At 60.4% G+C, this 24,001-nt stretch carries 23 protein-coding genes; 14 read left to right on the forward strand and 9 right to left on the reverse strand.

Annotation, left to right across the window (positions count from 1 at the left end):
* Positions 1 to 71: 71 nt before the first annotated feature.
* Both NAP1_RS12580 and NAP1_RS12585 read right to left on the reverse strand, forming a co-directional pair.
* A complete protein-coding gene (locus tag NAP1_RS12580; RefSeq protein WP_007165690.1) occupies positions 72 to 701 on the reverse strand; it encodes a glutathione S-transferase family protein in 630 nt (209 codons plus the stop codon).
* Positions 694 to 1,680 carry an NAD(P)H-quinone oxidoreductase gene (locus tag NAP1_RS12585; protein ID WP_040465020.1) on the reverse strand — a complete coding sequence of 329 codons (987 nt, stop codon included), beginning with the start codon at positions 1,678 to 1,680 and terminating at the stop codon, positions 694 to 696. The genes NAP1_RS12580 and NAP1_RS12585 overlap by 8 nt, the downstream gene beginning before the upstream one ends.
* Before the next feature lie 149 nt (positions 1,681 to 1,829).
* Here NAP1_RS12585 and NAP1_RS12590 point away from each other — a divergent pair, with 149 nt between their 5' ends.
* The 5 genes from NAP1_RS12590 to NAP1_RS12610 all read left to right on the forward strand — a co-directional run bounded on the left by NAP1_RS12590 (position 1,830) and on the right by NAP1_RS12610 (position 7,818).
* Positions 1,830 to 2,033: a DUF1192 domain-containing protein gene (locus tag NAP1_RS12590; RefSeq protein WP_007165692.1), complete on the forward strand. Its 204-nt coding sequence runs from the start codon at positions 1,830 to 1,832 to the stop codon at positions 2,031 to 2,033.
* Positions 2,034 to 2,155: 122 nt separating this feature from the next.
* A complete protein-coding gene (gene clpA, locus NAP1_RS12595) occupies positions 2,156 to 4,561 on the forward strand; it encodes an ATP-dependent Clp protease ATP-binding subunit ClpA (protein WP_007165693.1) in 2,406 nt (801 codons plus the stop codon).
* 66 nt (positions 4,562 to 4,627) lie between these two features.
* Positions 4,628 to 5,665 carry a ligase-associated DNA damage response exonuclease gene (locus NAP1_RS12600; protein ID WP_007165694.1) on the forward strand — a complete coding sequence of 346 codons (1,038 nt, stop codon included), beginning with the start codon at positions 4,628 to 4,630 and terminating at the stop codon, positions 5,663 to 5,665.
* Positions 5,662 to 7,254, forward strand: a complete 1,593-nt coding sequence (locus tag NAP1_RS12605; protein ID WP_007165695.1) for a cisplatin damage response ATP-dependent DNA ligase — start codon at positions 5,662 to 5,664, stop codon at positions 7,252 to 7,254. The genes NAP1_RS12600 and NAP1_RS12605 overlap by 4 nt, the downstream gene beginning before the upstream one ends.
* Positions 7,255 to 7,305: 51 nt before the next feature.
* On the forward strand, positions 7,306 to 7,818 hold the full coding sequence (locus tag NAP1_RS12610) for a DUF1993 family protein (protein ID WP_007165696.1): 513 nt from the start codon (positions 7,306 to 7,308) through the stop codon (positions 7,816 to 7,818).
* A 4-nt stretch (positions 7,819 to 7,822) separates the two neighbouring features.
* Here the strand turns inward: NAP1_RS12610 and NAP1_RS12615 are convergent, their stop codons facing one another.
* From NAP1_RS12615 to NAP1_RS12635, 5 genes are all read right to left on the reverse strand, one after another.
* Positions 7,823 to 8,389, reverse strand: coding sequence for a gamma carbonic anhydrase family protein (locus NAP1_RS12615; RefSeq protein WP_007165697.1), 567 nt, complete (start codon positions 8,387 to 8,389; stop codon positions 7,823 to 7,825).
* Positions 8,386 to 8,943, reverse strand: coding sequence for a GNAT family N-acetyltransferase (locus NAP1_RS12620; protein ID WP_007165698.1), 558 nt, complete (start codon positions 8,941 to 8,943; stop codon positions 8,386 to 8,388). The genes NAP1_RS12615 and NAP1_RS12620 overlap by 4 nt, the downstream gene beginning before the upstream one ends.
* Positions 8,936 to 9,493, reverse strand: coding sequence for a GNAT family N-acetyltransferase (locus tag NAP1_RS12625; protein ID WP_007165699.1), 558 nt, complete (start codon positions 9,491 to 9,493; stop codon positions 8,936 to 8,938). Before NAP1_RS12625 ends, NAP1_RS12620 begins: the two co-directional genes overlap by 8 nt.
* On the reverse strand, positions 9,486 to 10,481 hold the full coding sequence (gene hemB / locus NAP1_RS12630; RefSeq protein ID WP_007165700.1) for a porphobilinogen synthase: 996 nt from the start codon (positions 10,479 to 10,481) through the stop codon (positions 9,486 to 9,488). Before hemB ends, NAP1_RS12625 begins: the two co-directional genes overlap by 8 nt.
* Positions 10,482 to 10,553: 72 nt before the next feature.
* On the reverse strand, positions 10,554 to 12,287 hold the full coding sequence (locus tag NAP1_RS12635) for a M23 family metallopeptidase (RefSeq protein ID WP_007165701.1): 1,734 nt from the start codon (positions 12,285 to 12,287) through the stop codon (positions 10,554 to 10,556).
* A 215-nt stretch (positions 12,288 to 12,502) separates the two neighbouring features.
* On the opposite strand from NAP1_RS12635, the gene NAP1_RS12640 reads away from it, so the two are divergent.
* From NAP1_RS12640 to NAP1_RS12670, 7 genes are all read left to right on the forward strand, one after another.
* A complete protein-coding gene (locus NAP1_RS12640) occupies positions 12,503 to 15,172 on the forward strand; it encodes a helicase-related protein (RefSeq protein ID WP_007165702.1) in 2,670 nt (889 codons plus the stop codon).
* Positions 15,169 to 15,447 carry a S4 domain-containing protein gene (locus NAP1_RS12645; protein ID WP_007165703.1) on the forward strand — a complete coding sequence of 93 codons (279 nt, stop codon included), beginning with the start codon at positions 15,169 to 15,171 and terminating at the stop codon, positions 15,445 to 15,447. The genes NAP1_RS12640 and NAP1_RS12645 overlap by 4 nt, the downstream gene beginning before the upstream one ends.
* A 123-nt stretch (positions 15,448 to 15,570) precedes the next feature.
* A complete protein-coding gene (gene fdxA, locus NAP1_RS12650) occupies positions 15,571 to 15,909 on the forward strand; it encodes a ferredoxin FdxA (protein ID WP_007165704.1) in 339 nt (112 codons plus the stop codon).
* 58 nt (positions 15,910 to 15,967) lie between these two features.
* Positions 15,968 to 16,765: a YihY/virulence factor BrkB family protein gene (locus NAP1_RS12655; protein WP_040465022.1), complete on the forward strand. Its 798-nt coding sequence runs from the start codon at positions 15,968 to 15,970 to the stop codon at positions 16,763 to 16,765.
* A gap of 218 nt (positions 16,766 to 16,983) precedes the next feature.
* On the forward strand, positions 16,984 to 17,520 hold the full coding sequence (locus tag NAP1_RS12660; RefSeq protein ID WP_007165706.1) for a CarD family transcriptional regulator: 537 nt from the start codon (positions 16,984 to 16,986) through the stop codon (positions 17,518 to 17,520).
* 157 nt (positions 17,521 to 17,677) lie between these two features.
* Positions 17,678 to 18,445 carry a head GIN domain-containing protein gene (locus NAP1_RS12665; RefSeq protein WP_050750429.1) on the forward strand — a complete coding sequence of 256 codons (768 nt, stop codon included), beginning with the start codon at positions 17,678 to 17,680 and terminating at the stop codon, positions 18,443 to 18,445.
* Between the two features lie 90 nt (positions 18,446 to 18,535).
* The gene (locus NAP1_RS12670; protein WP_007165708.1) at positions 18,536 to 18,829 is read left to right on the forward strand and encodes a hypothetical protein; all 294 of its coding nucleotides are present in this window, start codon (positions 18,536 to 18,538) and stop codon (positions 18,827 to 18,829) included.
* 2 nt (positions 18,830 to 18,831) lie between these two features.
* On the opposite strand, the gene NAP1_RS12675 is transcribed toward NAP1_RS12670, so the two are convergent.
* Positions 18,832 to 19,779: an L-threonylcarbamoyladenylate synthase gene (locus tag NAP1_RS12675; protein ID WP_007165709.1), complete on the reverse strand. Its 948-nt coding sequence runs from the start codon at positions 19,777 to 19,779 to the stop codon at positions 18,832 to 18,834.
* A gap of 81 nt (positions 19,780 to 19,860) precedes the next feature.
* On the opposite strand from NAP1_RS12675, the gene NAP1_RS12680 reads away from it, so the two are divergent.
* Entirely contained in the window at positions 19,861 to 21,603 is a 1,743-nt protein-coding gene (locus NAP1_RS12680) for an acyl-CoA dehydrogenase (protein ID WP_040465023.1), read from the forward strand.
* A gap of 6 nt (positions 21,604 to 21,609) precedes the next feature.
* The gene (locus tag NAP1_RS12685) at positions 21,610 to 22,434 is read left to right on the forward strand and encodes a DUF815 domain-containing protein (protein ID WP_007165711.1); all 825 of its coding nucleotides are present in this window, start codon (positions 21,610 to 21,612) and stop codon (positions 22,432 to 22,434) included.
* Here NAP1_RS12685 and NAP1_RS12690 read toward each other — a convergent pair.
* Complete coding sequence (locus NAP1_RS12690; protein WP_040465024.1) at positions 22,431 to 23,915, reverse strand: sorbosone dehydrogenase family protein; 1,485 nt, start codon at positions 23,913 to 23,915, stop codon at positions 22,431 to 22,433. The two genes, NAP1_RS12685 and NAP1_RS12690, sit on opposite strands and share 4 nt — an antisense overlap.
* Between the last annotated feature and the right edge of the window lie 86 nt (positions 23,916 to 24,001).

Here is a 24,001-nt window from a genome sequence, read left to right on the forward strand (position 1 = left end):
ACGGTTCCGCGTCTTTTGGCAGCTAGATGACGGTCATGTTGCAGTGCACAAATAGAGCGGCACCCACACCCTCACTGCATCGGGACGAAGCGCGGCAGCGAGCAGATGCGTTCGATCCAGGGCGCAATATTGGGATAATCACTCAAATGAAAGCCGCCTTCATCGGCGACATGCGTGTACGCAAACAGCGCAATATCAGCGAGCGTCACCTTATCGCCGCATAAAAAGCGCCTGTCCTCAAGTTCGACATTCATCACCGAAAGCGCGTCGCAACCGGCGATTCTCTTTGCCATGATCTGGGCGTTCTGCTGTTCCGACAGGTTCGCCTTGCCCACGAATGTCAGCCAGAACCGAAGAGTCGCGACGTTCGGCTCGTGATTGTATTGCTCGAAGAACATCCAGCGAAGCATGTCGGCCTGCGCATAGCGGTCTTGCGGGATGAGGTCGGAATCGCTTGCCAGATACCAGCACGCCGCATTGCTCTCGGGCAGGAATCGGGCGCTTTCCCTGTCGCGGATTTCGAGCACCGGGATGCGGCCATTCGCGTTGATGTTGGCGAGGAATTCGGGTGTGCGCGTCTCGCCCTTCATGATGTCGTATTGCCGGGTCGCTAGCGGCAGACCGAGCAGTGCGGCGGTGAGCTTGATCTTGTAGCAGTTGCCGCTGCGCGGATCTTCGTGAAGCGTGAATTGCTCAGCCACCGGAGACTTCCAGCACGATCTTGCCAATATGCTCGCCCGCTTCCATCCGGGTATGCGCAGCGGCAGCCTCGCCAAGCGGGAAGGTCTGGTCCATTACCGGCGCCAATTCGCCAGAGGTGAATAGCGGCCACGCATTCGCAGCGATCTCATCTGCGAGGGCAGACTTGAAAGCATCCGAGCGCGGGCGCAACGTCGAGCCCGTCAGCGTCAGGCGTTTCATCATCACCATCGGCATGAACAGCTCGGCCTTGGCGCCGCCCAACATGGCGATCGTCACGTGGCGACCATCTTCGGCAAGGCACTGCAGGTTGCGCGGGACGTAGTCGCCAGAAACCATGTCGAGCACCACGTTCACGCCCTCGCCGCCCGTGTGTTCCTTGATCACCTCGACAAAATCCTGCTCGCGGTAATTGATTGCTAGATCTGCGCCGAGGTCGCGCGCGGCCTGGCATTTTGCCTCATCGCCGCAGGTCACGATCACTTCGATGTCGAACGCCTTGGCGAGCATGATCGCCATCGTGCCGATGCCGCTAGTTCCACCGTGAACGAGGAGTCGCTCACCATCACGTGCCATCCCTCGCTCGAATACGTTGTGCCAGACGGTAAAGAGCGTCTCGGGGAGAGCGGCGGCGGTCTTGAGGTCCATGCCATCGGGCAGAGAGAGACAATGTTGCCACGGTGCGGTGCAGAATTCGGCATAACCACCACCCGGCGTCAGGGCGGCGACACGCTGGCCGAGCATTTCGGCCGGGACACCGCTCCCGATCGCGACCACTTCGCCTGCTACTTCAAGACCGGGCAGCGGCGATGCGCCCGGCGGCGGTGGATACATTCCTGCACGCTGCGCGCAATCGGGGCGATTTACGCCTGCAAAAGCCACCTTGATGAGAACATCGTCTTGCTTGGGTGAAGGCGTGGCTGTCTGTTCAAGCCGAAGGACTTCGGGGCCACCGGGCGAATCAAATCCCACAGCCCGCATGGTGTCAGGAATGACTGGCGCTTTCGCCTCTAGCATGAGTTCTGCCCCCGGATTTGGCGATCGCACATGCGACGACCCTTGATGCGGAGAGCGGAAATACAGGCCAAGCGCATTGACAGCAAGCCGCGTGTCGAGCGATGCTGGCGTCAATGGATGATCTCGATCTCCCGCGCCCCAAAGGAGACGCCGCCAGCAAGCTGGCAGCAGAGGACCTTGCACCCTACTCTCAGGATGAACTGACCGAGCGTATTGCGTTGCTTGAAGCGGAGATTGATCGGGTCACGGCGCACCGCGACAAGGCAAGTGCTCATCGCGCGGCGGCAGATGCACTTTTTAAGGGTCCCGGCTCATGATCGTTTTTGCGAAGCTCCATTCGGATTCGCAATTATGCAGACGCGTACCATATAATTCGTACACCCTCCTTTGTGCTTCGATAGTCGGAGCATTCTTCGCCCCCGAATAGAGACCTTAATCCATGCCAAGTTTCGCCCAGAATCTCGAACGGACACTGCACAACGCGCTCGCTCACGCTTCGGAGCGTCGCCATGAATATGCGACTTTGGAGCATCTGCTGCTCGCGCTGATCGATGATGAAGACGGCGCGCAGGTGATGGCCGCTTGCGGGGTCGATCTTGCCGAGCTTGGCGAGGTGGTGAAGCAATATCTCGATCAGGAATATCAGAGCCTCAAGACCGAGGAAGACGCCGACCCGCAACCGACCGCCGGATTCCAGCGGGTGATCCAGCGCGCGATCCTGCACGTTCAGTCCTCGGGCAAGGACACGGTGACGGGCGCTAATGTCCTCGTGGCGCTGTTTTCCGAGCGCGATTCCTACGCGGTCTATTTCCTGCAACAGCAGGATATGAGCCGCCTCGATGCGGTGAGCTATATCAGCCACGGCATCGGCAAGGGTGGCCGTCAGCTTGAATCGAAAGCGCCGCAGGGTTCCGAAGAGGCCGCAGCCGAGACCGAGCAGGCCAAGGATGCTGGCTCCAAGAAGGAAACTGCGCTCGACCAGTTCACGGTCAATCTGAACAAGAAGGCCGAGGATGGCCGGATCGATCCGCTGATCGGTCGCGGGCCTGAAGTGGATCGCACGGTTCAGATTCTGTGCCGCCGTTCAAAGAACAACCCGCTTTATGTCGGTGATCCCGGCGTTGGTAAGACCGCCATCGCCGAGGGTCTGGCTCGCAAGATTGTCGAAGGCGATGTGCCCGAAGTGCTTGCCGAAGCGGTGATCTACTCGCTCGACATGGGCGCGCTGCTTGCCGGCACGCGTTATCGCGGCGATTTCGAGGAGCGTCTCAAGCAGGTCGTCTCCGAACTTGAAGGGATGCCGCACGCGATCCTCTTCATCGACGAGATTCACACGGTCATCGGCGCCGGCGCAACCAGCGGCGGCGCGATGGATGCATCGAACCTGCTGAAGCCCGCGCTGTCTTCGGGTGCGATCCGTTGCATCGGGTCGACCACCTACAAGGAATTCCGCAACCACTTCGAAAAGGACCGCGCACTGCTTCGCCGGTTCCAGAAGATCGACGTGAACGAGCCGACGATCGAAGACACGGTCAAGATCCTCAAGGGACTGCGCAGCGCCTTCGAGGATCATCACAACGTCAAGTATACGCCCGATGCGCTTAAGACCGCAGTCGAGCTTTCGGCGCGTTACATCAACGACCGCAAGCTCCCCGACAAGGCGATCGATGTGATCGACGAGGTCGGCGCGATGCAGATGCTTGTGCCGCCGAGCCGCCGCAAGAAGAAGATTACCGCCAAGGAAATCGAGGCCGTGATTGCGACAATGGCGCGCATTCCGCCCAAATCGGTCAGCAAGGACGACAAGAAGGCGCTCGAGAACCTCTCGCGCGACCTCAAGCATGTCGTTTTTGGTCAGGACGAGGCAATCACCCGCCTGTCCACCGCAATGAAGCTAAGCCGTGCAGGTCTGCGCGATCCGGACAAGCCCATCGGCTCGTTCCTGTTCTCCGGCCCGACCGGCGTCGGCAAGACCGAGGTCGCGCGCCAGCTCGCATCGATCATGGGGATCGAGCTCAAGCGCTTCGACATGTCGGAGTACATGGAACGCCACAGCGTCTCGCGTCTGATCGGTGCACCTCCGGGCTATGTCGGATACGACCAGGGCGGCCTGCTCACCGATGCGGTCGACCAGAACCCGCATTGCGTGCTGCTTCTAGACGAGATCGAGAAGGCGCACCCGGACCTGTTCAACATCCTACTGCAGGTGATGGACAATGGCCGCCTGACCGACCATCACGGCAAGACGGTCGATTTCCGCAACGTGGTTCTCATCATGACGACCAATGCGGGCGCGGCCGATATGGCGAAGAGCGGCATCGGCTTTGGCGACGTTTCCAAGGAAGATGCCGGGACCGAGGCGGTGAACAAGATGTTCACGCCCGAATTCCGCAACCGTCTCGATGCGATCGTGCCCTTCGCCTATCTCGGCAAGAGCACGGTTGCCCGCGTGGTCGACAAGTTCATCCTCGAGCTCGAACTCCAGCTCGCCGAACAGAACGTCCACATCCAGTTCGACAGCGATGCGCGTGCATGGCTGGCGGACAAGGGTTACGACCGCCTGTACGGCGCGCGTCCGATGGGCCGCCTGATCCAGGATAAGATCAAGCAACCGCTCGCGGAGGAACTTCTTTTCGGCAAGCTCGCTGATGGTGGCGAGGTGTCGGTGACGATGAAGGACGGCAAACCCTCCTTTGAACTCACCCCGTCACCGCCCAAGGCGAAGCCAAAGCGCAAGGCTCCGGCTCGCAAGAAGCCCGTAGCCAAGAAGGCGCCGCCTGCTGCCAAGGAAGATCCGAAGGGCGATACGAAGCCCGAAGAATCAGGCAGCGACAAGGAAAGCTGATCCAGCTTCAAACGAATTGGGGGCGCGAGCAGGGAAACCTTCTCGCGCCCTTTTCGTAAGTACACCATGGCACAAACTTCTGGCTCTCATTGGATCCGCCCCGAACCTTGGGGGATCCACGTTGCCCCAGCAGACGTCTGGGTCGATCCCGGCAGAGCCGTCCCACGCGCGCTGGTAACACATGGCCACGCCGACCACGCGCGCGGCGGGCATGGCGAAACCATCGCAACACCCGAAACGCTCGCAATCATGGAATTGCGATACCGCACGGGCTCGCAGGACGAGGCGGGTGAGATTCCGCACAAGGCCGTGCCGGTTGAATATGGCGAAACCTTAAGCCTGGGCGGCGGTGTCGATGCGACGTTCATTCCGGCTGGACACGTTCTTGGCTCGGCACAGATCCTGCTTGAACATGCTGGGGAGCGCGTAATCATCACAGGCGATTACAAGAGGCGCGCCGACCCGACCTGCGCTCCCTTCAAAGTTGCGCCATGCGACATCTTCATCACCGAGGCGACTTTTGGCCTCCCTGTTTTCACGCACCCGCCGATCGCCGATGAAATGGCAAAACTGCTTTCCGCGCTGGAGGCACATCCCGATCAATGCGTGCTCGTCGGCGCCTATGCGCTTGGTAAGGCGCAGCGCGTAATCGCCGAATTGCGCGCAGCCGGACACAGTGCCCCGATCTACCTTCACGGCGCACTCGAGAAGATGTGTCGGCTTTACGAGGAGCACGGGGTGAACCTCGGGGAATTGCGGCTGGTCAGCAACCACTCCAAAGAGGAAATGCAGGGCAGCATCGTCATGGCTCCGCCCAGCGCGCTCAATGATCGGTGGAGCAGGCGACTGCCCAATCCCATCACCGCAATGGCCTCGGGCTGGATGCGGGTTCGCCAGCGGGCACGGCAGCGGGGGGTCGAGTTGCCGCTGGTAATCTCCGACCATGCTGACTGGAATGAACTGACAGACACGATTGCAGAGGTGGATCCGCAAGAGACCTGGATCACTCATGGACGCGAGGAGGCCCTGCTGCGCTGGTGCGAGCTTCACCAGCGCCGCGCGCGGGCGCTGGCACTAGTGGGCCGCGAGGAGGAGGACGAGTGAAGGACTTCGCTACCCTCCTCGACACGCTGGTTTACACGACCAGCCGCAACCGCAAGCTCGCGCTAATTGCCGAGTATTTGCGCGAAACACCCGATCCCGATCGGGGCTGGGCTCTCGCTGCTCTCACAGGCGAGCTAGACTTTCCCGCGGTGAAAAGCTCGACGATCCGCAACTTCATGAAGGATCGCGTCGATCCAGTCCTCTGGACGCTTAGCCGCGACTTCGTGGGTGACACTGCCGAGACGGCGAGCCTGCTTTGGCCCGGCGGCGAGGTTGATGACGATCCACCCAGCGTGTCGCAAGTGGTCGACCAATTGTCGGCGCTCAATCGCAACACCGCGCCCAAGGAATTGCCCGGCCTTCTCGATCGGCTTGATGCCAATGGTCGCTTTGCGCTCATCAAGATGGCGACAGGTGGCATGCGCATCGGCGTTTCGGCGCGGCTCGCCAAGACTGCTTTTGCGCAGGCCTTCGACGTGTCAGTGGAGGAAGTCGAGGAATATTGGCACGCTCTCGAGGCACCCTACCCCGATCTTTTCGCATGGGCAGCCGATGGGGCCGATCCTCCGGACGTTTCGAATACGCCGCGCTTTCGGCCGTTCATGCTCGCTCATCCGCTTGAGGATACGCGAGTTGATCTTGCGGACTTCGCAGCCGAGTGGAAGTGGGACGGCATTCGCATCCAGCTCGTCCGCGTCGGCGGTGAGACGCGGCTCTACTCGCGCTCAGGCGATGATATCTCGGCGACCTTTCCCGAACTGCTCGAAGTTCTGCCAATCGACGCTGTGCTGGATGGGGAATTGCTAGTGCGCGGAAATGTCCAGGGCGGCGAGCAAGGCGGTGCTGCAAGCTTCAACGCGCTTCAGCAAAGGCTGGGCCGCAAAACTGTTTCGAAGAAGATGCTGGCCGAGTTTCCTGCATTTGTCCGCCTTTACGACGCGCTGATTGTCGAGGGAGATGACCTGCGCGAATACCGATGGACGAAAAGGCGTACGGCGCTCGAAAAGCTGATGGGCAAGCTCCCACCATCACACTTCGATATCTCGGAGATCGTCGAGGCGCGCGATTTCGACCATCTTGCCGAGATCCGCGAGGGCACGCGCGACGATGCGATCGAAGGCTTGATGCTGAAGGCCAAGGACAGTCCCTACATCGCTGGACGCAAGGTCGGCTATTGGTACAAGTGGAAGCGCGATCCGCTGCTGATCGATTGCGTGCTGATGTATGCGCAGCGCGGGTCGGGCAAGAGGTCGAGCTTCTACTCGGACTACACCTTTGGATGCTGGGATGGCGATCCGGACGAAGGGGCGGAACTGCTTCCCGTCGGCAAGGCATATTCCGGGTTCACCGATGCTGAACTCAAAAAGCTCGATCGCCTCGTGCGGCAAACAACACTCAACCGCTTCGGGCCGGTGCGCGAAGTCGAGCGGACGCTGGTTTTCGAAGTCGCTTTCGACAGCGTGCACACTTCGAAACGGCACAAGTCAGGTCTCGCCATGCGCTTCCCCCGCATTCACCGCATTCGTTGGGACAAGCCCGTGCATGAGGCCGACCGGATCGAAACCTTGCGCGCGCTCATCCGAGATTGAGTTGCAATTCGCAACTTGCTTGTTATTCTCCAGAAAGAGGAGAAGAACCGAATGACCCTGCACCAACAATCCATCGCCGTCTATCGCACGCGGCTCGACACCCTAGCCGCACTTCTGACTAAGGCCGAATCGCACCCGAAAGGCGATGCGCTGCTCGAGGCCAAGCTTGCCGAGGATATGCATCCGCTCGCAACGCAGGTTCGCTTCGTCGCGAACCTACCAGGCGAGGCATTGCCGCGTCTCACCGAACGCAGCTTCACCTCGCGCGAGGAAAACGCGACGACTTTGGCCGAGGCGAAGGCGCAGATTGCCGAGACCGCAGAACTGCTCGATTCGATCGACCCAGACGAGTTGGTCGGGACCGAAGACACGATCGTGCTCGACCTTCCTAATGGCATGCAATTTACGATGACCGCCGAGCAATATGTGCGCGAATGGTCGCTGCCTAACTTCTATTTCCACCTGACCACGGCCTACGCGCTTCTAAGGATGGCTGGCCTTGAGATCGGCAAGGCGGATTTCATGCCGCACATGATGAAATACATGACCAAGGGGCCGGGCTGACCGTTTAGCCCAGCGCGTCGCGGACTGCCGTGGTGTGGTGCTTGGCGTTCTCGGCGTAGTGCGCCGTGCCGATCTTCATGCCCATGATTGCGGCATCGGAGAGGTCCTTGAGCTTTTTCGCAGGGCGGCCCGCCCAAAGCTCGCGCTCGCCCATGACCTTGCGCTCGGTTAGCATTGCGCCTGCTGCCAGCATGGCGTCAGATCCAATGACTGCCTTGTTCATCACGATTGCACCAAGGCCCACAAAGCCGCGGTCATGGATCGTGCAGCCGTGGACCATCGCCATATGACCGATCAACACATCGTCACCGATGATAAGCGGACAGCCGTCGGGATCATCTGGCCTTGGTGGATCGCAATGAAGGACGCTTCCGTCCTGCACATTGGTTCGCTCACCAATGCGGATCTTGAACACATCAGCGCGCACGACACAATTGTACCAGATTGATGACCCTGCCCCGATCTCGACATCGCCGATGATCGTCGATCCCGGAGCTATAAAAGCAGTCTCGTGAATTTTCGGCGCTTTCCCGTGGATCGGGATAATGTTGGCACCGGGATGAGCGGTCATGTGCGTTGCTCCCACTGTTGTTTGGTCAACGAATACTGGATGATCGGATTGTCCTTCTCCGGAAAATCCGGGTCGACAAAATCGAGGTCTTTGCGCCGCTCCATACCCAGCTTTTCCATCAGCTTCCAACTGCCGACATTCGCCTCGCTCGTAAGCGCGACGACGTGGGGCGCTGCGACACGCCCAAAGGCCCAGTCAATCACCGCGCGCATGGCCTCATAGGCGTAACCGCGCCTCCAACGATCCTCGCGCACCAGCCAGCCTATCTCGTGATCGCCATGGTTGGGTGCATGATCATTGTCGACACGCTTGATCCCGCAAGTGCCGACCATCTCGCCGGTCGCCTTCTCGATCAGGAAAAGGAAGCTGAACCCTTCGCGCGCGTGAAGTTGCATCGATTTCGCGTGCTTGGCTTCGATTTCATGCAGTTCTTTCACGCCGCCGAGGTGGTCCATGACGGTTGGCGTGTTGAGAACGCGGTCCTGTTCCAGCGCGTCCCCTTCACCGATGGTTCGCAGGACAAGGCGCCCGGTTTCGAGAACAATCTCAGGCATGCTGCTGTTGCCACTCCTCGCGCGTGATCGCGTAGATGATGACCTTGGGGTCATCGAGCTCCCACATCGTATCGATCCAGTCGAGATCCTCGCGCCGCGACATGCCGAGCCTCAGCATAAGGCCCCAGCTTGGCTCGTTGCCCTTGAAGGTCATGGCGATGACCTGCTCCGCGCCGAAGCGGGTGAATGCTAGGTCGAGCGAAGCGATAGCCGCTTCCTTTGCATAACCTTTGCCCCAGGCATCTTCGCGAAGACGCCAGCCTGCCTCCATCTCGCCGAATGGACCTTCCTCGTCGGTGCAGCGTTTGAGCCCGCAGAACCCGAGAATTTCACCGTCTGCCTTGCGCTCGATGCACCAGAAGGTGTGGCCGAAATCGCGCGCATAGCGTTCCAGCCTTGCCTGCCCTTCGGTCATGGCCGCCTCGCTCGCAACCCCACCGACCCATTTGGCGACTGCAGGCGTATTCACGCCCTTCCAGAACGGCTCCCAGTCATCCTCGCGCCAATCGCGCAGGATCAGTCGGTCGGTTTCGTGCCGGAATTCAGCCATTCAAAAGACGCGCAGCCACCGGTGCGTGATAGGTCAAGACCCCGCTGCACCCGGCGCGCTTGAAGGCAAGCAGCTTTTCCATCAGCAGCGCATCGCGGTCGCCTGCGCCCACGCTCTGCGCTGCCTCGATCATCGCGTATTCGCCGCTCACCTGATAAGCGAAGACCGGGACGCCGAAAGCTTCCTTCACGCGGTAGATGATGTCGAGATAGGCGAGACCCGGCTTCACCATGACGCTGTCCGCGCCCTCGGCAATGTCGAGTTCGACTTCTCGCAGCGCCTCGTCGCTGTTGGCCGGGTCCATCTGGTAACTTTTCTTGTCGCCTTTCAGCAGGCCGCCGGAACCCACCGCATCGCGAAACGGGCCGTAGAAGGCGCTCGCATATTTGGCGGCGTAGCTCATGATCTGGACGTTATGGTGGTTGCCCATTTCGAGCGCCATCCGGATGGCGTGGACGCGGCCATCCATCATGTCGGACGGAGCGATGATGTCCGCACCGGCTTCGGCCTGGTTGAGCGCCTGATCTACCAGCACTGTTACAGTGTCGTCATTGGTGACGTAGCCATGCTCATCGAGCAGGCCATCCTGACCATGGCTCGTATAAGGGTCGAGCGCGACATCGGTCAGGACCCCGAGGTCCTCACCGCAAGCATCCTTGATCGCACGGATCGCGCGGCACATCAGGTTGTCGGGGTTATGCGCCTCCGCTCCATCGTCCGACCGGCGATCGGGTTGCGTGTTCGGGAAGAGCGCCACAACCGGAATGCCGAGATCGACGGCTTCCTTTGCCCGCGCGACAATTCCGTCGACCGACCAGCGCGATACGCCGGGAAGCGAGCCCACCGGCTCTTCGACACCCTCGCCGTCTGTCACGAAAAGCGGCCAGATCAAGTCCGCCGGCGTAATCAGCGTCTCGCGGTGAAGCGAGCGGCTCCAAGCAGATGCTCGCGTGCGGCGCAGGCGGATATTCGGATAGCTTGCTCTCATAAAGGAGAGGCTTGCCGGAATTCGTGCGGCTAATCAATCGCACTTGTCAGCTGCCGGTGTCAGCCTTGTCGGTCAGGAGACACGCTGGGCTAGGTCGATCTTCTCGATCTCGCGCTCGGGTTCGCCGACCTCGCTTGGCAGCGGCACGAGGTCCTCAAGCGCTGCTCCCGGCTCGATCCGGCGTAGCGTTAGGAGGCGCTCCTGGAAATCGACGAGCTCGCTGCCCGAAAGGACTGCGCGGGTGACAAAGTCGACGCTCGCAGGATTGATGTGGCGACCGTTGCGATACATCTCGTAATGGAGGTGCGGCCCGGTCGACAGGCCGGTCGAACCGACATAGCCGATGACCTGTCCACGCCGCACGCTCTGCCCGCGGCGCACGGACATGCGGCTCATGTGGCAATAGCGCGTCGAAAGCCCGCTTCCGTGGTCCAATCTTACGGCAATCCCGCAACCGCCAGCACGACCAGCGGACGATACCCGTCCATCGGTCACGGCCACGATCGGCGTCCCATGACGCGCACGGAAGTCCATTCCGGCATGCATCCTGCGATATCCAAGGATCGGGTGGCGACGCATACCGTAGCGCGAGGAAATTGGCCCTGGCACGGGAGCGACAAGGCCACGGCGTTGTTCGCCGACGCCTGACGCTTCGAAAAACCGGCCATCCTTGCCCCAGCGCATCAGCTGCGTCTTGGGCTCACCGCCTCTGTCGATCCCGGCATAGAGCAGCTGTCCCGCCTGGCGCTCGCCGGTTGCAGCGCGGCGATAGGCTATGATGACGTCGAATTCGTCGCTGGCGCGGACTTCCCGATCCATGTCGATCTGATCATCGACGGTGCGCAGGTAATCCTGCACGGCGCTGGCAGGTACGCCCGCTGCTCGCATCGAGCGGTATAAGCTCGATCCAACCCGGCCGCGCACGCGCAAGGGCGTGTCGTCGACGCGGATGAAGTTGCGAGCGAGCGAGAGCGTACCGCCCTGACCGGTTTCGGGATTCATCCCCTGCCGCGCGATCTCAAGCTCGAGATCGAAGCGGGCGCGGAATTTCAGCGCATCGAGCGGACGCGCGGATTCGGTGGCGGCTCTGCGACCGAGCGTGATATCGATCTTGGTGCCCGGCTCTATCTCGGAGAGTGGCATAGCCTCGCCAACCAGGCTGCTCACATTGCCGATATCGCTCGCCGAAACACCTGCGCGGCGCAGCATGCTCGCGAAACTGTCGCCAGGAGCGAGCGTTGCGACCAGCTGGATCTGCGGGCGCTCGGGAGCGCTTGCGAGTGGAATGACGTCAGCCGTCGGCCCCATGCGGCGGCCACTGTCTGCTCCGAATGCGAGCGGCATGATCATCTGGCTGCGGAACTCGTCGCGGATTTCCTCGCCTTCGGGCATGGCGGCGCGTGCTTCGAGCGGGGTCAGGCTAGGCCAGAATGCAAGCGCTACTGCTCCGAGGGCGACCATCGTTCCAAGCCCGCGAAACCAGCGGCGACTGCCGATGTTTTCTGCAAGGTCAGGTGCAAGGTCTAGTCCCTCCAGCCTTGCGCCCGCGCGCAACTTCCATTCATCGTAGCGCGCACTCCAGCCTCCGACGCGCTCAAGTACCTGGCGCTTGACCTTGCTTTGAGGCGTAGGCCCTGCGGATTTCTTAGATCGGTTGAAATAGGGCGCAAATTCGCGTGCCGTCTCTGCATCAATGCCGACAGGGCTCGCGGCGCTATGGGGAACAGGAACCAGCGCGCCTTCGGACGATGTTTCGTCCGGGCCTTCGGCCTCGCTGCCTTCCGCAATTTCGCCTGAGTGTTCCAACTGTCTGCTTCTCAAATGCGGAGGCTGTCCCCAACCCGTCTCTCGCGCCTCTAATCCATGGCCAATTAAGGTAAATGTCCACTTAACTCGCGCTCAGTCGAGTCATTCGTGCGATAAGGCGTTTTACCTACATGCCCGGCGTCGGCAAACGTCCATCTACACGCAATCCCAACTTGGGATTGCCCCGAGGCGGCGCGGCTGACACAAGCGGTGACGTGACCCGCAACAATTTCAATGACTCAGGCGGCCATGTGCGAGCGGTGCTTGGCCCCACCAACACCGGTAAAACCCACCTCGCGATCGAGCGAATGTGCGCGCATTCCTCGGGAATGATGGGTTTTCCTCTGCGACTGCTCGCACGGGAGGTTTACGACCGGGTTCGCGCGATCAAGGGCGATGCGCAAGTCGCCCTGATCACCGGCGAAGAACGGATCGAACCGCCCGATGCCCGCTATTTCTGCTGTACTGCCGAAGCGATGGACCGGCTTGGCGGAGGCCACGCATTTGTAGCGATCGATGAAGCGCAGATCGGTGCGGACCCGGAGCGCGGTCATATTTTCACCGACCGACTGCTAAACGCGCGTGGGCGTGAAGAGACGATGATCCTCGGGTCCGCGACGCTGGAACCGCTGGTGCGACAGCTGATCCCGGGTGCGGAAATGGTCGAGCGCCCGCGGTTTTCCACCCTCACTCACGCCGGGAGCGCCAAGCTATCGCGGCTGCCTCGGCGCAGCGCGGTCGTCGCCTTCTCGTCAGAGCAGGTTTACGCAATGGCGGAAGCATTGCGGCGCTTTCGAGGCGGAGCCGCGGTGGTCATGGGAGCGCTTTCGCCGGAAACCCGCAACAAGCAGGTTGAGCTCTTTCAGTCAGGAGAAGTCGACTACATCGTGGCCACTGATGCGATTGGCATGGGGCTCAACCTTGATCTCCAGCACGTAGCGTTCGCCGCTTTGACCAAGTTCGATGGGCGGCGCAAACGCAGGCTCACGCCCTCGGAGATGGCTCAGATCGCCGGGCGGGCAGGTCGACATCAGACCGACGGCAGCTTTGGCGTGTTGACTGGTGGTGGCAGCCGCTCTGGCGCTCCGATCGAGTTCTCGGAGGAGGAGATCTACGCGATCGAGGAACATCGGTTTGCCCCGCTGACAAAGCTACACTGGCGAGAAGCTGAGCCGCGCTTCGACACGCTCGCGACCCTCATGGGCGATCTCGAATCGCGACCCGAGCACGAGGCTCTGCGCGCCGCTCCCGAAGCCATTGATCTGGCGGTTCTCAAACGGCTTGCAAGTGAGCCAATCGCGCAATCGGTCAAGGGAAAGGGCAGCGTGCGCCGTTTCTGGGAGGCCTGCTCTCTGCCTGATTTTCGACAGCTGGGCGTCGATCCTCATGCGCGATTTGTCGCGAGGCTCTGGCAAGACCTGCAACAAGGCTATATTGGCGCCGACTTCGTGGCCGCCCGCATCGCAGAACTCGACCGGATGCAGGGCGATATCGACACACTCCAGGGCAGGATCGCCGCGATCCGATCCTGGGCCTATATCTGCCAGCGGCCCGATTGGGTTCTGGCGCGCGACGAAATGGCGGCACGCGCGCGTGCGGTCGAAGCTAAACTTTCAGACGCGCTGCATGCGCGTCTCACGGAACGGTTCGTCAACCGGAGGACTGCAATTTTGATGAAATCGCTGGGACAGGACGGAGGATCCCTTCCCGTAACACTAGAACCCGACGACAGCCTGACTGTTGAGGGTGAGACGATCGGGAAGCTCGACGGTTTCCGCTTCAGCGTCGACCCCGATGCTGGCGTCGCAGACCGCAAGATGCTGCTCGCCGCCGGCGAGAAAGCGTTGCCCGCTATTCTGGCGCAACGCGCTGACCAATTGCTGGCTGCTGGAATGGAGGACCTTGCGATCGAAGGCGGAGCGATCGTTTGGCAAGGGCGCGAGCTAGCCAGGATCGTTGTGCCTGATGATTTCGCTGCACCCCGGCTGGAGTTCACACGCGAGACCGCTGCCATTCCCGAGGACGCAAAAGCACGGCTTGAAGCAGGGCTCGGCAATTGGCTGACGGTCCAGCTTGAGCCGCTTGCCCCGCTGCGAAAACTGGCAGAGGCCGCAAACGATCCGGAAGCCGGCAGCCAGGCGCGCGCCTTGCTTGTGACGCTGATCGACGCACGCGGTGTGGTCGGACGTGAGAAAGCCGGGCTTGAACATTTGCCCAAGGAAATGCGTCCGTTCCTGAGAAAGCTGGGCGTGACCTTTGGCGCGCTGGACATCTTTGCGCGCGATCTGCTCAAGCCGGCACCGCGCCAGCTGCTTCACAAACTGGCGCTCGACACTAGGCCACTTCAGGAAGCAATGCTGCCCGTGCTTCCGGAAAGCGATGCAATTCCTGCAGGGTATCGCCTCGCAGGCAAGCAGTTGATCCGGGTCGACTTGGCAGAGAAGATCCTCCGCGCAGCGTTCGAGGCGCGAGCGAAGGCGAACGAAAAAGCAGGCAAGGAGCGCAATCCGCGCTTCTCCCTCGATCTTTCGCTGCCGGTATCTATCGGTCTTGAAGAGGACAACGCCCGTCGCTTGCTCGGCAGCGCGGGTTTCCGCCTCCGGCGCGCACGCGAGCTGGAAGAAGGGGCTTTCGGCCCTGCGGCGCCCGACAGCTGGACCTGGAGACCGCGCCGAGCAAGTGACGAGCGCCGACCAAAGCGAGGCGAAGCGCGCAAGGGGAAAGGTCGTGGGCCCCAATCGGGAAAGAGAAACGCGGACGCAAAGCGCAAACCTGGCCGGGGCAACCAGAAAGGCGGCAAGGGCAAACCGGCGCCGCGGCACGATACTGGACCTGCGCGTGCACGCGGTGCGTTTGACGGCCTTGCGGACCTCCTGAAAGGATGAATTCGACGAGCGGCGAGGAAGGCACAATGCGCCTCGACCGCCTGCTCGTTTTTCTTCGTTTTGCCCGGACACGCTCTATCGCGAAGGCGATGATCCTGAGCGGCCGGATGCGCTTGAATTCAACGCGCATAACAAAGATCAGCTGCGAGGTGGGTGTCGGCGATGTCCTGACACTCGCCTATCGTGGCGAAATCTGCGTAGCGCGAATAGAGAAGCTACCCGACCGCCGCCTTTCGCCAAGTGAGGCTGAGCGAGCGTGGAGCCGCATGGCCTAGGCCAGGATCGCGCTGTCCAAACGGTGGGACACGTTTCAAAAACGATACTGGCCTTGACCCGCCTTGGAAAATGCCCATAGCAGGCGCGCTCAATATCGCATCACCAACCGGAATAGCGCTCACATGACTTACGTCGTCACCGAAGACTGCATCAAATGCAAATACACCGACTGTGTCGAAGTATGTCCGGTCGATTGCTTCTATGAGGGCGACAACATGCTGGTTATCAATCCCAGCGAGTGCATCGATTGCGGCGTCTGCGAACCGGAATGCCCTGCTGAGGCAATTCTCCCGGACACCGAGGACGGCCTTGAAAAATGGCTCGAGCTCAACACCAAGTTCTCTGCCGAATGGCCGAATATTACGAGCCAGAAGGACCCGCCCGCCGATGCAGACGAGCACAAGGGCGAAGAGAACAAGTTCGAAAAGTACTTCAGCGCAGAGCCGGGCGAAGGCGACTAAGAAGCTAGGCTTCCGCTAAGCCATGGAACAGCCGGGCGCCTTGGCGCGTTCGGTGAGCATGCATAGTTACCTACACATTTTGAAAGCAGGTTGGACGAAGGCTCAGGCGAACAATGCCGGGCTGCTAGCGGCAGGCGTCACCTATTACGCTTTCCTGTCCTTCATGCCGCTTCTTGCAGCAATCGTGCTGACTTACGGGTTGCTTGCCGACCCGGCGCTTGTTGCCGAGAATTCGCGAGAGCTCGCCAGAACGCTTCCGCCTTCGGCTGCAGAATTGATCGGCGATCAGCTCAAAGACATCACCGACAATCGCACCGACACATCGGGGCTGGGTTTGATTCTGGCTATTGCTCTATCAATCTTCGCAGCTCGCGTTGCCGCGGGAGCTGTCATCACCGCTTTCAACGTAGCCTTTGCTGCGGCGGAAAGCCGGGGCTTCATCAAGGCCAACCTGCTCGCTTTGTGCATCACTGTTGGAGCAATCATCGCTTTCGGGCTGGTCGCGGCCCTGACAACACTGGCTACCAATGCAATTTCCAACTCGGGTGAAGCAGCAGCCAGTCTTGTTGTTGCTGCAATCGCAGGGCTCGGCGGGGCACTTCTCGCCTATCGTATCGTTCCTAACGTCGACGACGTAACCTTGCGCGAAGCGTTTCGCGGCGCGCTGCCTTTTGCAGTTGGATGGATGATCGCGAGCGCTGGTTTTGCCTGGTACGCTGCGAATTTCGGAAACTACAACGCGACTTACGGATCGCTTGGTGCGATTGTCGTATTCCTGACATGGTTGTACCTGTCAGCATATCTGTTGCTGCTCGGCGCTCATATCGCCGCCGCTTCTCGGCGCAACGCTCACTAAATACGTCAGACTCGCAATATTGTTGCGATTGTGCTATATAATGAGGCAACCGCGCCGGTCGGACCCGATCGCGGACGTGAAACCAGAAAGGCCCGCTACCAGCTAAAACAGCTCCAGAACGCATCGCCCCGGTCCAGCTCTCGATATCGAGCTGCTGAACCGCAGAGGAAAGATGTTGCATTTTCTGACAGTTGTTGGGCCGCATGAAAGGAACTCGCATGGCAAGCAATGCGCCCGCCTTTACCGTTGGCGACTATGTTGTTTACCCCAAGCACGGCGTTGGCCGTGTGATTGAACTGCAAAGCGAAGAAATCGCCGGCATGCAGCTTGAGCTGTATGTTCTGCGATTCGAAAAAGAGCGCATGACGCTGCGCGTTCCGGTCAACAAGGTTGAATCGATCGGCATGCGCAAGCTGTCTTCGGACAAGACCCTGAAAGAGGCGATGGACACGCTGAAGGGCAAACCGAAAGTCAAGCGCACCATGTGGTCACGGCGCGCTCAGGAATACGAAGCGAAGATCAATTCCGGCGAGATCGTTCTGATCGCAGAGGTCACCCGCGACCTTTTCCGTCCGGACGACCAGCCCGAGCAGAGCTATTCCGAACGCCAGATCTTCGAAGCGGCATCGAGCCGTCTCGCACGCGAGCTTGCTGCGATGGAAGAAACCGACGAGCCGACCGCACTTGAGAAGATTCTCGAAGTGCTTCGCGAGCATGCTCCGCAATATTACGACAACGACGACGACAGCAAGTAAGTCGCGTCTGTCCAGAAATTCGAAAGGGCCGCCTTTTGGTGGCCCTTTCTCGTTTTGGGCACGAAGCCGTCTTGCAAGCCCTCTGCCAGTGTATTATATCGGCAATACACATTGTTTATACTTGGAGGGTTCGATGTTCCGTGGATTTGGGCAAAACATGAAAAAGGGCGCAAGTGCGCTGGCAGCGCTTGCGCTTGGAGCATCGCTCTCCGGCTGTGCCTACATTAACGACTGGGGCGAAGTTGAGGGCGTTCCGCTTGCTGAGCTCGACATGTCAGGCGATGCCCCAACCGAAATAACGCTGGCAGGCCCAGACAAGGTGATGATCGCAGAAGGCGATGCGCTCACGATCACACTCGAAGGCCATGACGAAGCCGGCGATGCGCTACGTTTTGATCGCGACGGAAACCGGCTGACGATTGCGCGCGACAGCAAGATTTATGATGGCTCGCGCCCTGCAATAGTGCGCATGACCATGCCCGCGCCTGGCGCTCTCGGGATTGCCGGCAGTGGCACGATCGAAGCCGCCAGCATGGCAAGTACGGCAGAGATCGAAATCGCCGGGTCAGGTGCGATCACGGTCGACAGCATTGAAGCCGACCGGCTCGATGTCGAAATCGCGGGCTCGGGCGATGTGATGGCTGCGGGAACCGCTTCGGTCCTCTCAATCGAGATCGCCGGATCTGGCGATGTCCGGCTCGCAGAGCTCACTGCTGACGATGTGAGCGTCGAAATCGCGGGCTCGGGTAATGTTACTCTTGCTTCGAACGGCAAGGTCGATGCGGAGATCGCCGGTTCGGGCGATGTGGTCGTGGTTGGCTCTGCCACCTGCACCGTGTCGACGGCCGGCTCGGGTTCGCTGACCTGCCGCCCTGGTCCGGAGACAGCTGACGCTGGCGCGACCGAAGAAGTGGCCGCAGATTAAGCACTTCCGGGCAACTCCCGGCTTGCATTATCACTGGGAGCGCGCAAGGTGATTGCCATGCGCGCTCCTGCTGTATTGGGCCTAGTGGCCATGTCGCTAATGCTGTCTGGCTGCCTGGTGAAAACCGCAGCAAATGTCGTCACCGCACCGGTGCGTGCGGCAGGCAAAGCGGTCGATCTTGCTACGACCAGCCAGTCGGAAGCCGATGAAGCGCGAGGACGCGAAATTCGCCGCCGCGAAGAACGTCTCGGCAAGCTGGAGCGCGAATATCGTGAATTGAGCGAGGATTGCGAGAACGGTGACCGCCAAGCCTGCGAAGAGGCGCGCGAAGTCTATGCCGAGATACAGGAACTGCTTCCAACAGTCCCGGTCGAGCCTCGCTGACACTACTGCGTCGCTGCACGCCTCAGCCGATCATTGATGGCCCGGCCCACTTCACCATAGGGTATAGGCGCGACCGATATGGCGGGCTTGTCTGATGCTGCGGCAAGATGCAGGCACTCATAAAGGCGAGCAGCCGCTTCGTTGAGATCACCGGCTTCCGAGAGATTGCAGTCACCTTCGAGCGATCCAAAGCCGATAAAGAACTCCTCTTGCGCAACTTCTGACGCGCTCAGCCGCATCGGCTTGCCCGGCGAATAGTGCCGCTCCATCTGGCCGGGTGCTTCGATGCTAGATCCCTCAATTTCGCTTTCCGGGCCAAGAATGCGCTCAAGAGTCTCCTTGGTGACAGGGCCAGGACGCAGAAGATTCCAATCACCCGACTGTCTCAAAGCAACGATCGTCGATTCAAGCCCGCTTTGACTTGGTCCTCCATCGAGGATCAGTGGAGCGTTATCACCCAGCGAGGCGGTCACATGTTCGGCGCGGGTCGGACTGATATGTTCGCTTCGATTGGCCGACGGAGCGGCAAGAGGCACGCCGACCGATTTAAGCACTGCCTGCATGACTTTGTGTGACGGCTGACGCAGACCAATCGTTGGTAGGCCAGCTGTCACCGCCTTTGCGATAGCGGCATCGGAGCGTATTGGAAGAACGAGCGTTAACGGTCCGGGCCAGAACCTTTCGACCAAGTCGATTGCTCTATCATCAAACTCGGCCAATCCCTGCGCCTGCTCAATGTCACGAACGTGCACGATGAGCGGGTTGAAATCCGGTCGCCCCTTAGCCGCGTATATCTTCGCGACCGCGTCTGCGCTGTCGGCGCGTGCTGCGAGACCATAGACGGTCTCGGTCGGCACTGCGACAAGTTCACCTGAAGTGAGATGATCTGCGGCCCTCGCGATTCCAGCCGCGTCAGGCGATATGATTTCCGTAGCGTCCTTGTCGGTCATGCCTGCGCGCTATATCTGAAGCGTCAACTTGCCAAGCAGACTTTGGCTGCATGGCCGCACGAGAAAGAGGACCAACGCAACGTGACCCCTTACACGCCTCCCACCCAGGACCAGTTGCTCGCCATCCGAGTCAATGCAGGCATCGAACAGCTCGCTGAAACAGAAACATTTGCTCACGCGGAAGCCGATCTGGTCGAAGCTATCGTCGAGGGGGTGGGTCAGTTCGCTGCCGGCGAATTCGCTCCTCTCAATCGGATCGGAGATCTTGAAGGGGCGAAGCTTGAGAATGGCGTGGTCCGCCTGCCGGACGGGTTCGCCGAAGCGTATCAGGGCTATGTCGAGCAAGGTTGGAACGCGATTGCGAGCCCGACTGAGCATGGCGGACAAGGCCTGCCCTTCACTCTCGCCTGCAATGTCCTTGAGAATCTCGGGTCGGCCAACATGGCATTCAGCCTACTGCCGATGCTGTCGGTCGGCGCCATCGAGGCTCTCGAGCATCACGGCAGCGACCAGCAGAAAGCCATGTACCTGCCCGACCTCGTCAGCGGCAAGTGGTCGGGTACGATGAACCTGACCGAGCCAGCCGCTGGCAGCGATGTCGGTGCGCTTCGTTCAACCGCAGAACCGATCACCGAAGGCGAGCATGCTGGCAAGTATCGGATCGCGGGTCAGAAGATCTACATAACGTGGGGCGACCACCAGCTTGCCGAGAATATAATTCACCTGGTGCTCGCCCGCCTTCCCGGTGCACCAGAAGGCTCGCGCGGGATCTCGCTCTTCGTGGTGCCAAAGTATCACGTAAATGACGACGGGTCGCTTGGTCCGCACAACGATCTTCGCCCGGTGAGCCTCGAACACAAGCTCGGCATCCATGCCTCGCCTACCTGCGTCATGAGCTATGGTGACAATGGCGAATGTATTGGTGAGCTGGTCGGACAGGAAAACCGCGGACTGATGGCGATGTTCACGATGATGAACAACGCCCGCATCAATGTCGGTAACCAAGGCGTACAAATCGGTGAGCGCGCGACCCAGCAGGCGATCGCTTACGCCACCGACCGTGTGCAATCTGCACGTGCCGGTTCGCCGGACAAAAACCCAGTCGCAATCATTGAACACCCTGATGTGCGCCGCATGATCTTGCGCATGAAGGCTCTCACCGAGGGTGCCCGAGCGCTTCTCTATTACTGCGCAGGACAGGTTGACCGGGGCACAATCGGAAACGCCGATGCGAAGAACCGGTCGGAAATTCTGGTGCCGCTTCTCAAGGCCTGGGGCACCGATATCGGTGTCGAGGTCGCCGGGATCGGCGTGCAAGTCCATGGCGGCATGGGCTTCGTCGAAGAAACGGGCGCAGCTCAACATTGGCGCGATGCCAGGATTGCCCCGATTTATGAAGGCACGAATGGCATCCAGGCCGCCGATCTGGTGACGCGCAAGCTCGGCCTTGAGGGCGGTGAAGCCATGATTGCATTGTTCGAAGAGATCGCGCGCGATGCGGGCGATGAAGCAGGGCTCGCCGCGTTGGCGAAGGATTGCGCCGACATTGCCCGCTGGATGCAGGACGAAGCCAGCCTCGATGATCGTCTTGCGGGAAGCGTTCCTTTCTGCACCATGGCGGCAGTTGCGGTAGCTGGCTGGCAGTTGATGAAACAGGACAAGGCAGTCGCGCAAGGTGCGGCGCCTTCGCTGGCAGAGACCAAACCGGTCACGGTGCGCTTCTTCCTCGATAGGATCGTACCTGAAGCCGCTGGCCTTAAGGCGGGCGCAATGGCCGGCGCCGATCTGCTTTACACTCTCCCTTCCGACAAGCTGGCAGGCTGAACCCGAATGACCGAACGCCGCGAACCACTTGAGCGTATTGCTGATGCGCTGGAGCGGTTGGCGCCGCCGGTGACCACGCCGATCGATTGGCTCGGCGCACCCGCCTATGTGTGGAGCGGGACCACGGTTGCCGCAATCGGCAGCCTCGAGACTGTGCCGCTTGCGACTTTGCGCGGTATCGACCGGCAGAAGAAGGCGGTCTGCACCAATTTTGAGCGCCTCGCCACAGGCGCTGCCGCGCATGATATGTTGCTATGGGGTTCTCGCGGCATGGGAAAATCCGCGCTCATCCGCGCGGCAAGCGTATGGCAGGGCGAAGAGCACCCAGGCGCATTGGCACTTGTCCAGGTCGCATCGGATGGACTTGGCTCAATTGCAGGACTGATTGACACCTTGGCAAAGCAGGATCGTGCCTACTTGCTCTTCCTCGACGACCTGGGGTTTGCACAAGGCAAACCACACGAAAACCTGGCACTGCGCAGCCTTCTCGATGGGACGGTGGTCGCTCGTCCACCCAACGTCCGGCTTGCCGTCACATCAAACCGGCGGGCCATTGTTCAGCGTGGTCACGAAGAAGACGCCGCGCGGCACGAACGCGACGAGCGCGACGATGCCCTGGCTCTCGCCGATCGCTTTGGCCTTACGCTTGGCTTTCACCCCTGCGATCAGGCCACCTACCTTGAGATCGTGCGCGCCTATACCGATCCGCTGGCCCTCTTGTTCGACGAAGAAGAAGCGCTGGCATGGGCCGTTGCGCGCGGCAACCGCTCGGGCCGAATTGCCTATCAGTTTGCAAACGAAGTCGCAGGCAGAGCAGGAAAAGCGCTCTAACGAATCTCCTGTCCGGCCTGTTGCCGCAGATAATCTTCCTCGAAGGTGGCACGCGGGTCGACCAACTCTCCTTGCGGCCTGAGCGGAGCGCCCGTGCGCCGCGCGATCGCTGCGCCAGGCTCGGAATCAGGTGCGTAGGTCCGCCAGATTATCCCTGCCGTGTCATCGGAAACCAGAAGGGAGCCATCGCTCGCCCATTCAACCCAAGTGGGGCGACCTTTCGTCGTGCCATCTTCATTTAGGAAGCCTGTCAGTACGGGGACGGGCTTGCCCTGTGGTTTTCCGAACTCGTCGAAGGCGACGTAGACTACATCGTAGCCAGATGGTGGTTTGCGGTTCCACGATCCATGGCGGGCAATGAAAGCGCCGCTCGCCATGTCTTCGCCCATCCGGTGGCCTTCAGCGGTGAAAACCAGTCCGAGCGCCGCGACATGCGGGCCGAGAGCGAATTCAGGATTACGCGCATATTCGAGCAAGAATCGCGGCATAGGCGCTTCGACACGGCGGTCGATGTTCTCGCGATAGTACACCCAAGGCCAACCATATTGCGCACCAAGCGGTACGTTGGTGAGATAATCTGGCACAAGATCTGAGCCGAGCATGTCACGCTCGTTTACCGTCGTCCAAAGCTCGCCCGACCAGGGGCTGAAATCGAGACCATTGGGATTGCGAAGGCCAGCAGCGAAGGGACGAGCCGTTTCGTTCTCCAAGTTGTATTCCCAGATCGCAGCGCGCCCTTCCTCGACCTCCATGCCAGATTCGCCAATATTGCTGACCGAACCGACAGCCACATAGAGCCGATCGCCGTCGGGATGGATCTCCATATTGCGCATCCAGTGGCCACCACCAGCGGGCAGATCCATAAGCTTGCGCGGTGAGCCGGTGACGGCCTCGCTCCCAAGCTCGTAATCCCACGCCAGCACGGCGTCATGATTTGCGACGAACAGCGTTCCGTCATGCCAGCTCATACCTGACGGGGAATCCAGCCCATCGCTCAGTATCGTTTCCTGGATCTCAGCGACGCCGTCACCGTCCGCATCGCGCAGCAGGATGATCTGGTTCGGAGAATCCCCCGCCGCACCTGCTTCGGAGAAGAGATAACTTGCAACCCAGCCGCGGATTGTGGCCATGATGCCGCCTTCGCCGTCATCGGCGCTTTTGGGAGAGCGGGTGAGAGTAACCAGAACATCGCCATTGGGCAGCGCATAAAGGACACGCGGGTGCTCGAGGCCTTCTGCAAACCTGCCGACGGTCAGACCTTCTGCAGCGTCGGGCAATTGCCCTTCTTCCCAGCCTATTGGCTTGGCGATCTGCACCGTTGGGAAGCTTTCGGCTTCAGGTGCCTGAAGGGTGGGGTCAGTTCCTGCGACTGCATCGACCGACAGATCCGCAGTGTCGCCGCGCGACAGGAAGAAGAAACCGGCGCCCAATATTGCGATAAAGACGACGAGAGCGATTGCGAGTTTGCGTAGAATTCCCATGTAGGCGGAATAGGTCGGAGCATCGCTGCCGACAACCCGATTGTTCTGCGTTTCAGTTTTCCAGAGCTGGACGCTCACCAGGAAGA

The sequence above is a fragment of the Erythrobacter sp. NAP1 genome (genome assembly GCF_000152865.1).
Classification (GTDB): Bacteria; Pseudomonadota; Alphaproteobacteria; order Sphingomonadales; family Sphingomonadaceae; genus Erythrobacter.

What these genes read in the sequence shown, in the direction of transcription:
- NAP1_RS12585 (WP_040465020.1), bottom strand. Translation starts at nt 1,680, where the DNA reads ATGCGGGCTGTGGGATTTGATTCGCCCGGTGGCCCCGAAGTCCTTCGG.
- NAP1_RS12590 (WP_007165692.1), top strand. Translation starts at nt 1,830, where the DNA reads ATGGATGATCTCGATCTCCCGCGCCCCAAAGGAGACGCCGCCAGCAAG.
- clpA (WP_007165693.1), top strand. Translation starts at nt 2,156, where the DNA reads ATGCCAAGTTTCGCCCAGAATCTCGAACGGACACTGCACAACGCGCTC.
- NAP1_RS12600 (WP_007165694.1), top strand. Translation starts at nt 4,628, where the DNA reads ATGGCACAAACTTCTGGCTCTCATTGGATCCGCCCCGAACCTTGGGGG.
- NAP1_RS12610 (WP_007165696.1), top strand. Translation starts at nt 7,306, where the DNA reads ATGACCCTGCACCAACAATCCATCGCCGTCTATCGCACGCGGCTCGAC.
- NAP1_RS12615 (WP_007165697.1), bottom strand. Translation starts at nt 8,389, where the DNA reads ATGACCGCTCATCCCGGTGCCAACATTATCCCGATCCACGGGAAAGCG.
- NAP1_RS12620 (WP_007165698.1), bottom strand. Translation starts at nt 8,943, where the DNA reads ATGCCTGAGATTGTTCTCGAAACCGGGCGCCTTGTCCTGCGAACCATC.
- NAP1_RS12625 (WP_007165699.1), bottom strand. Translation starts at nt 9,493, where the DNA reads ATGGCTGAATTCCGGCACGAAACCGACCGACTGATCCTGCGCGATTGG.
- hemB (WP_007165700.1), bottom strand. Translation starts at nt 10,481, where the DNA reads ATGAGAGCAAGCTATCCGAATATCCGCCTGCGCCGCACGCGAGCATCT.
- NAP1_RS12645 (WP_007165703.1), top strand. Translation starts at nt 15,169, where the DNA reads ATGAATTCGACGAGCGGCGAGGAAGGCACAATGCGCCTCGACCGCCTG.
- fdxA (WP_007165704.1), top strand. Translation starts at nt 15,571, where the DNA reads ATGACTTACGTCGTCACCGAAGACTGCATCAAATGCAAATACACCGAC.
- NAP1_RS12655 (WP_040465022.1), top strand. Translation starts at nt 15,968, where the DNA reads ATGCATAGTTACCTACACATTTTGAAAGCAGGTTGGACGAAGGCTCAG.
- NAP1_RS12660 (WP_007165706.1), top strand. Translation starts at nt 16,984, where the DNA reads ATGGCAAGCAATGCGCCCGCCTTTACCGTTGGCGACTATGTTGTTTAC.
- NAP1_RS12665 (WP_050750429.1), top strand. Translation starts at nt 17,678, where the DNA reads ATGAAAAAGGGCGCAAGTGCGCTGGCAGCGCTTGCGCTTGGAGCATCG.
- NAP1_RS12670 (WP_007165708.1), top strand. Translation starts at nt 18,536, where the DNA reads ATGTCGCTAATGCTGTCTGGCTGCCTGGTGAAAACCGCAGCAAATGTC.
- NAP1_RS12675 (WP_007165709.1), bottom strand. Translation starts at nt 19,779, where the DNA reads ATGACCGACAAGGACGCTACGGAAATCATATCGCCTGACGCGGCTGGA.
- NAP1_RS12685 (WP_007165711.1), top strand. Translation starts at nt 21,610, where the DNA reads ATGACCGAACGCCGCGAACCACTTGAGCGTATTGCTGATGCGCTGGAG.
- NAP1_RS12690 (WP_040465024.1), bottom strand. Translation starts at nt 23,915, where the DNA reads ATGGGAATTCTACGCAAACTCGCAATCGCTCTCGTCGTCTTTATCGCA.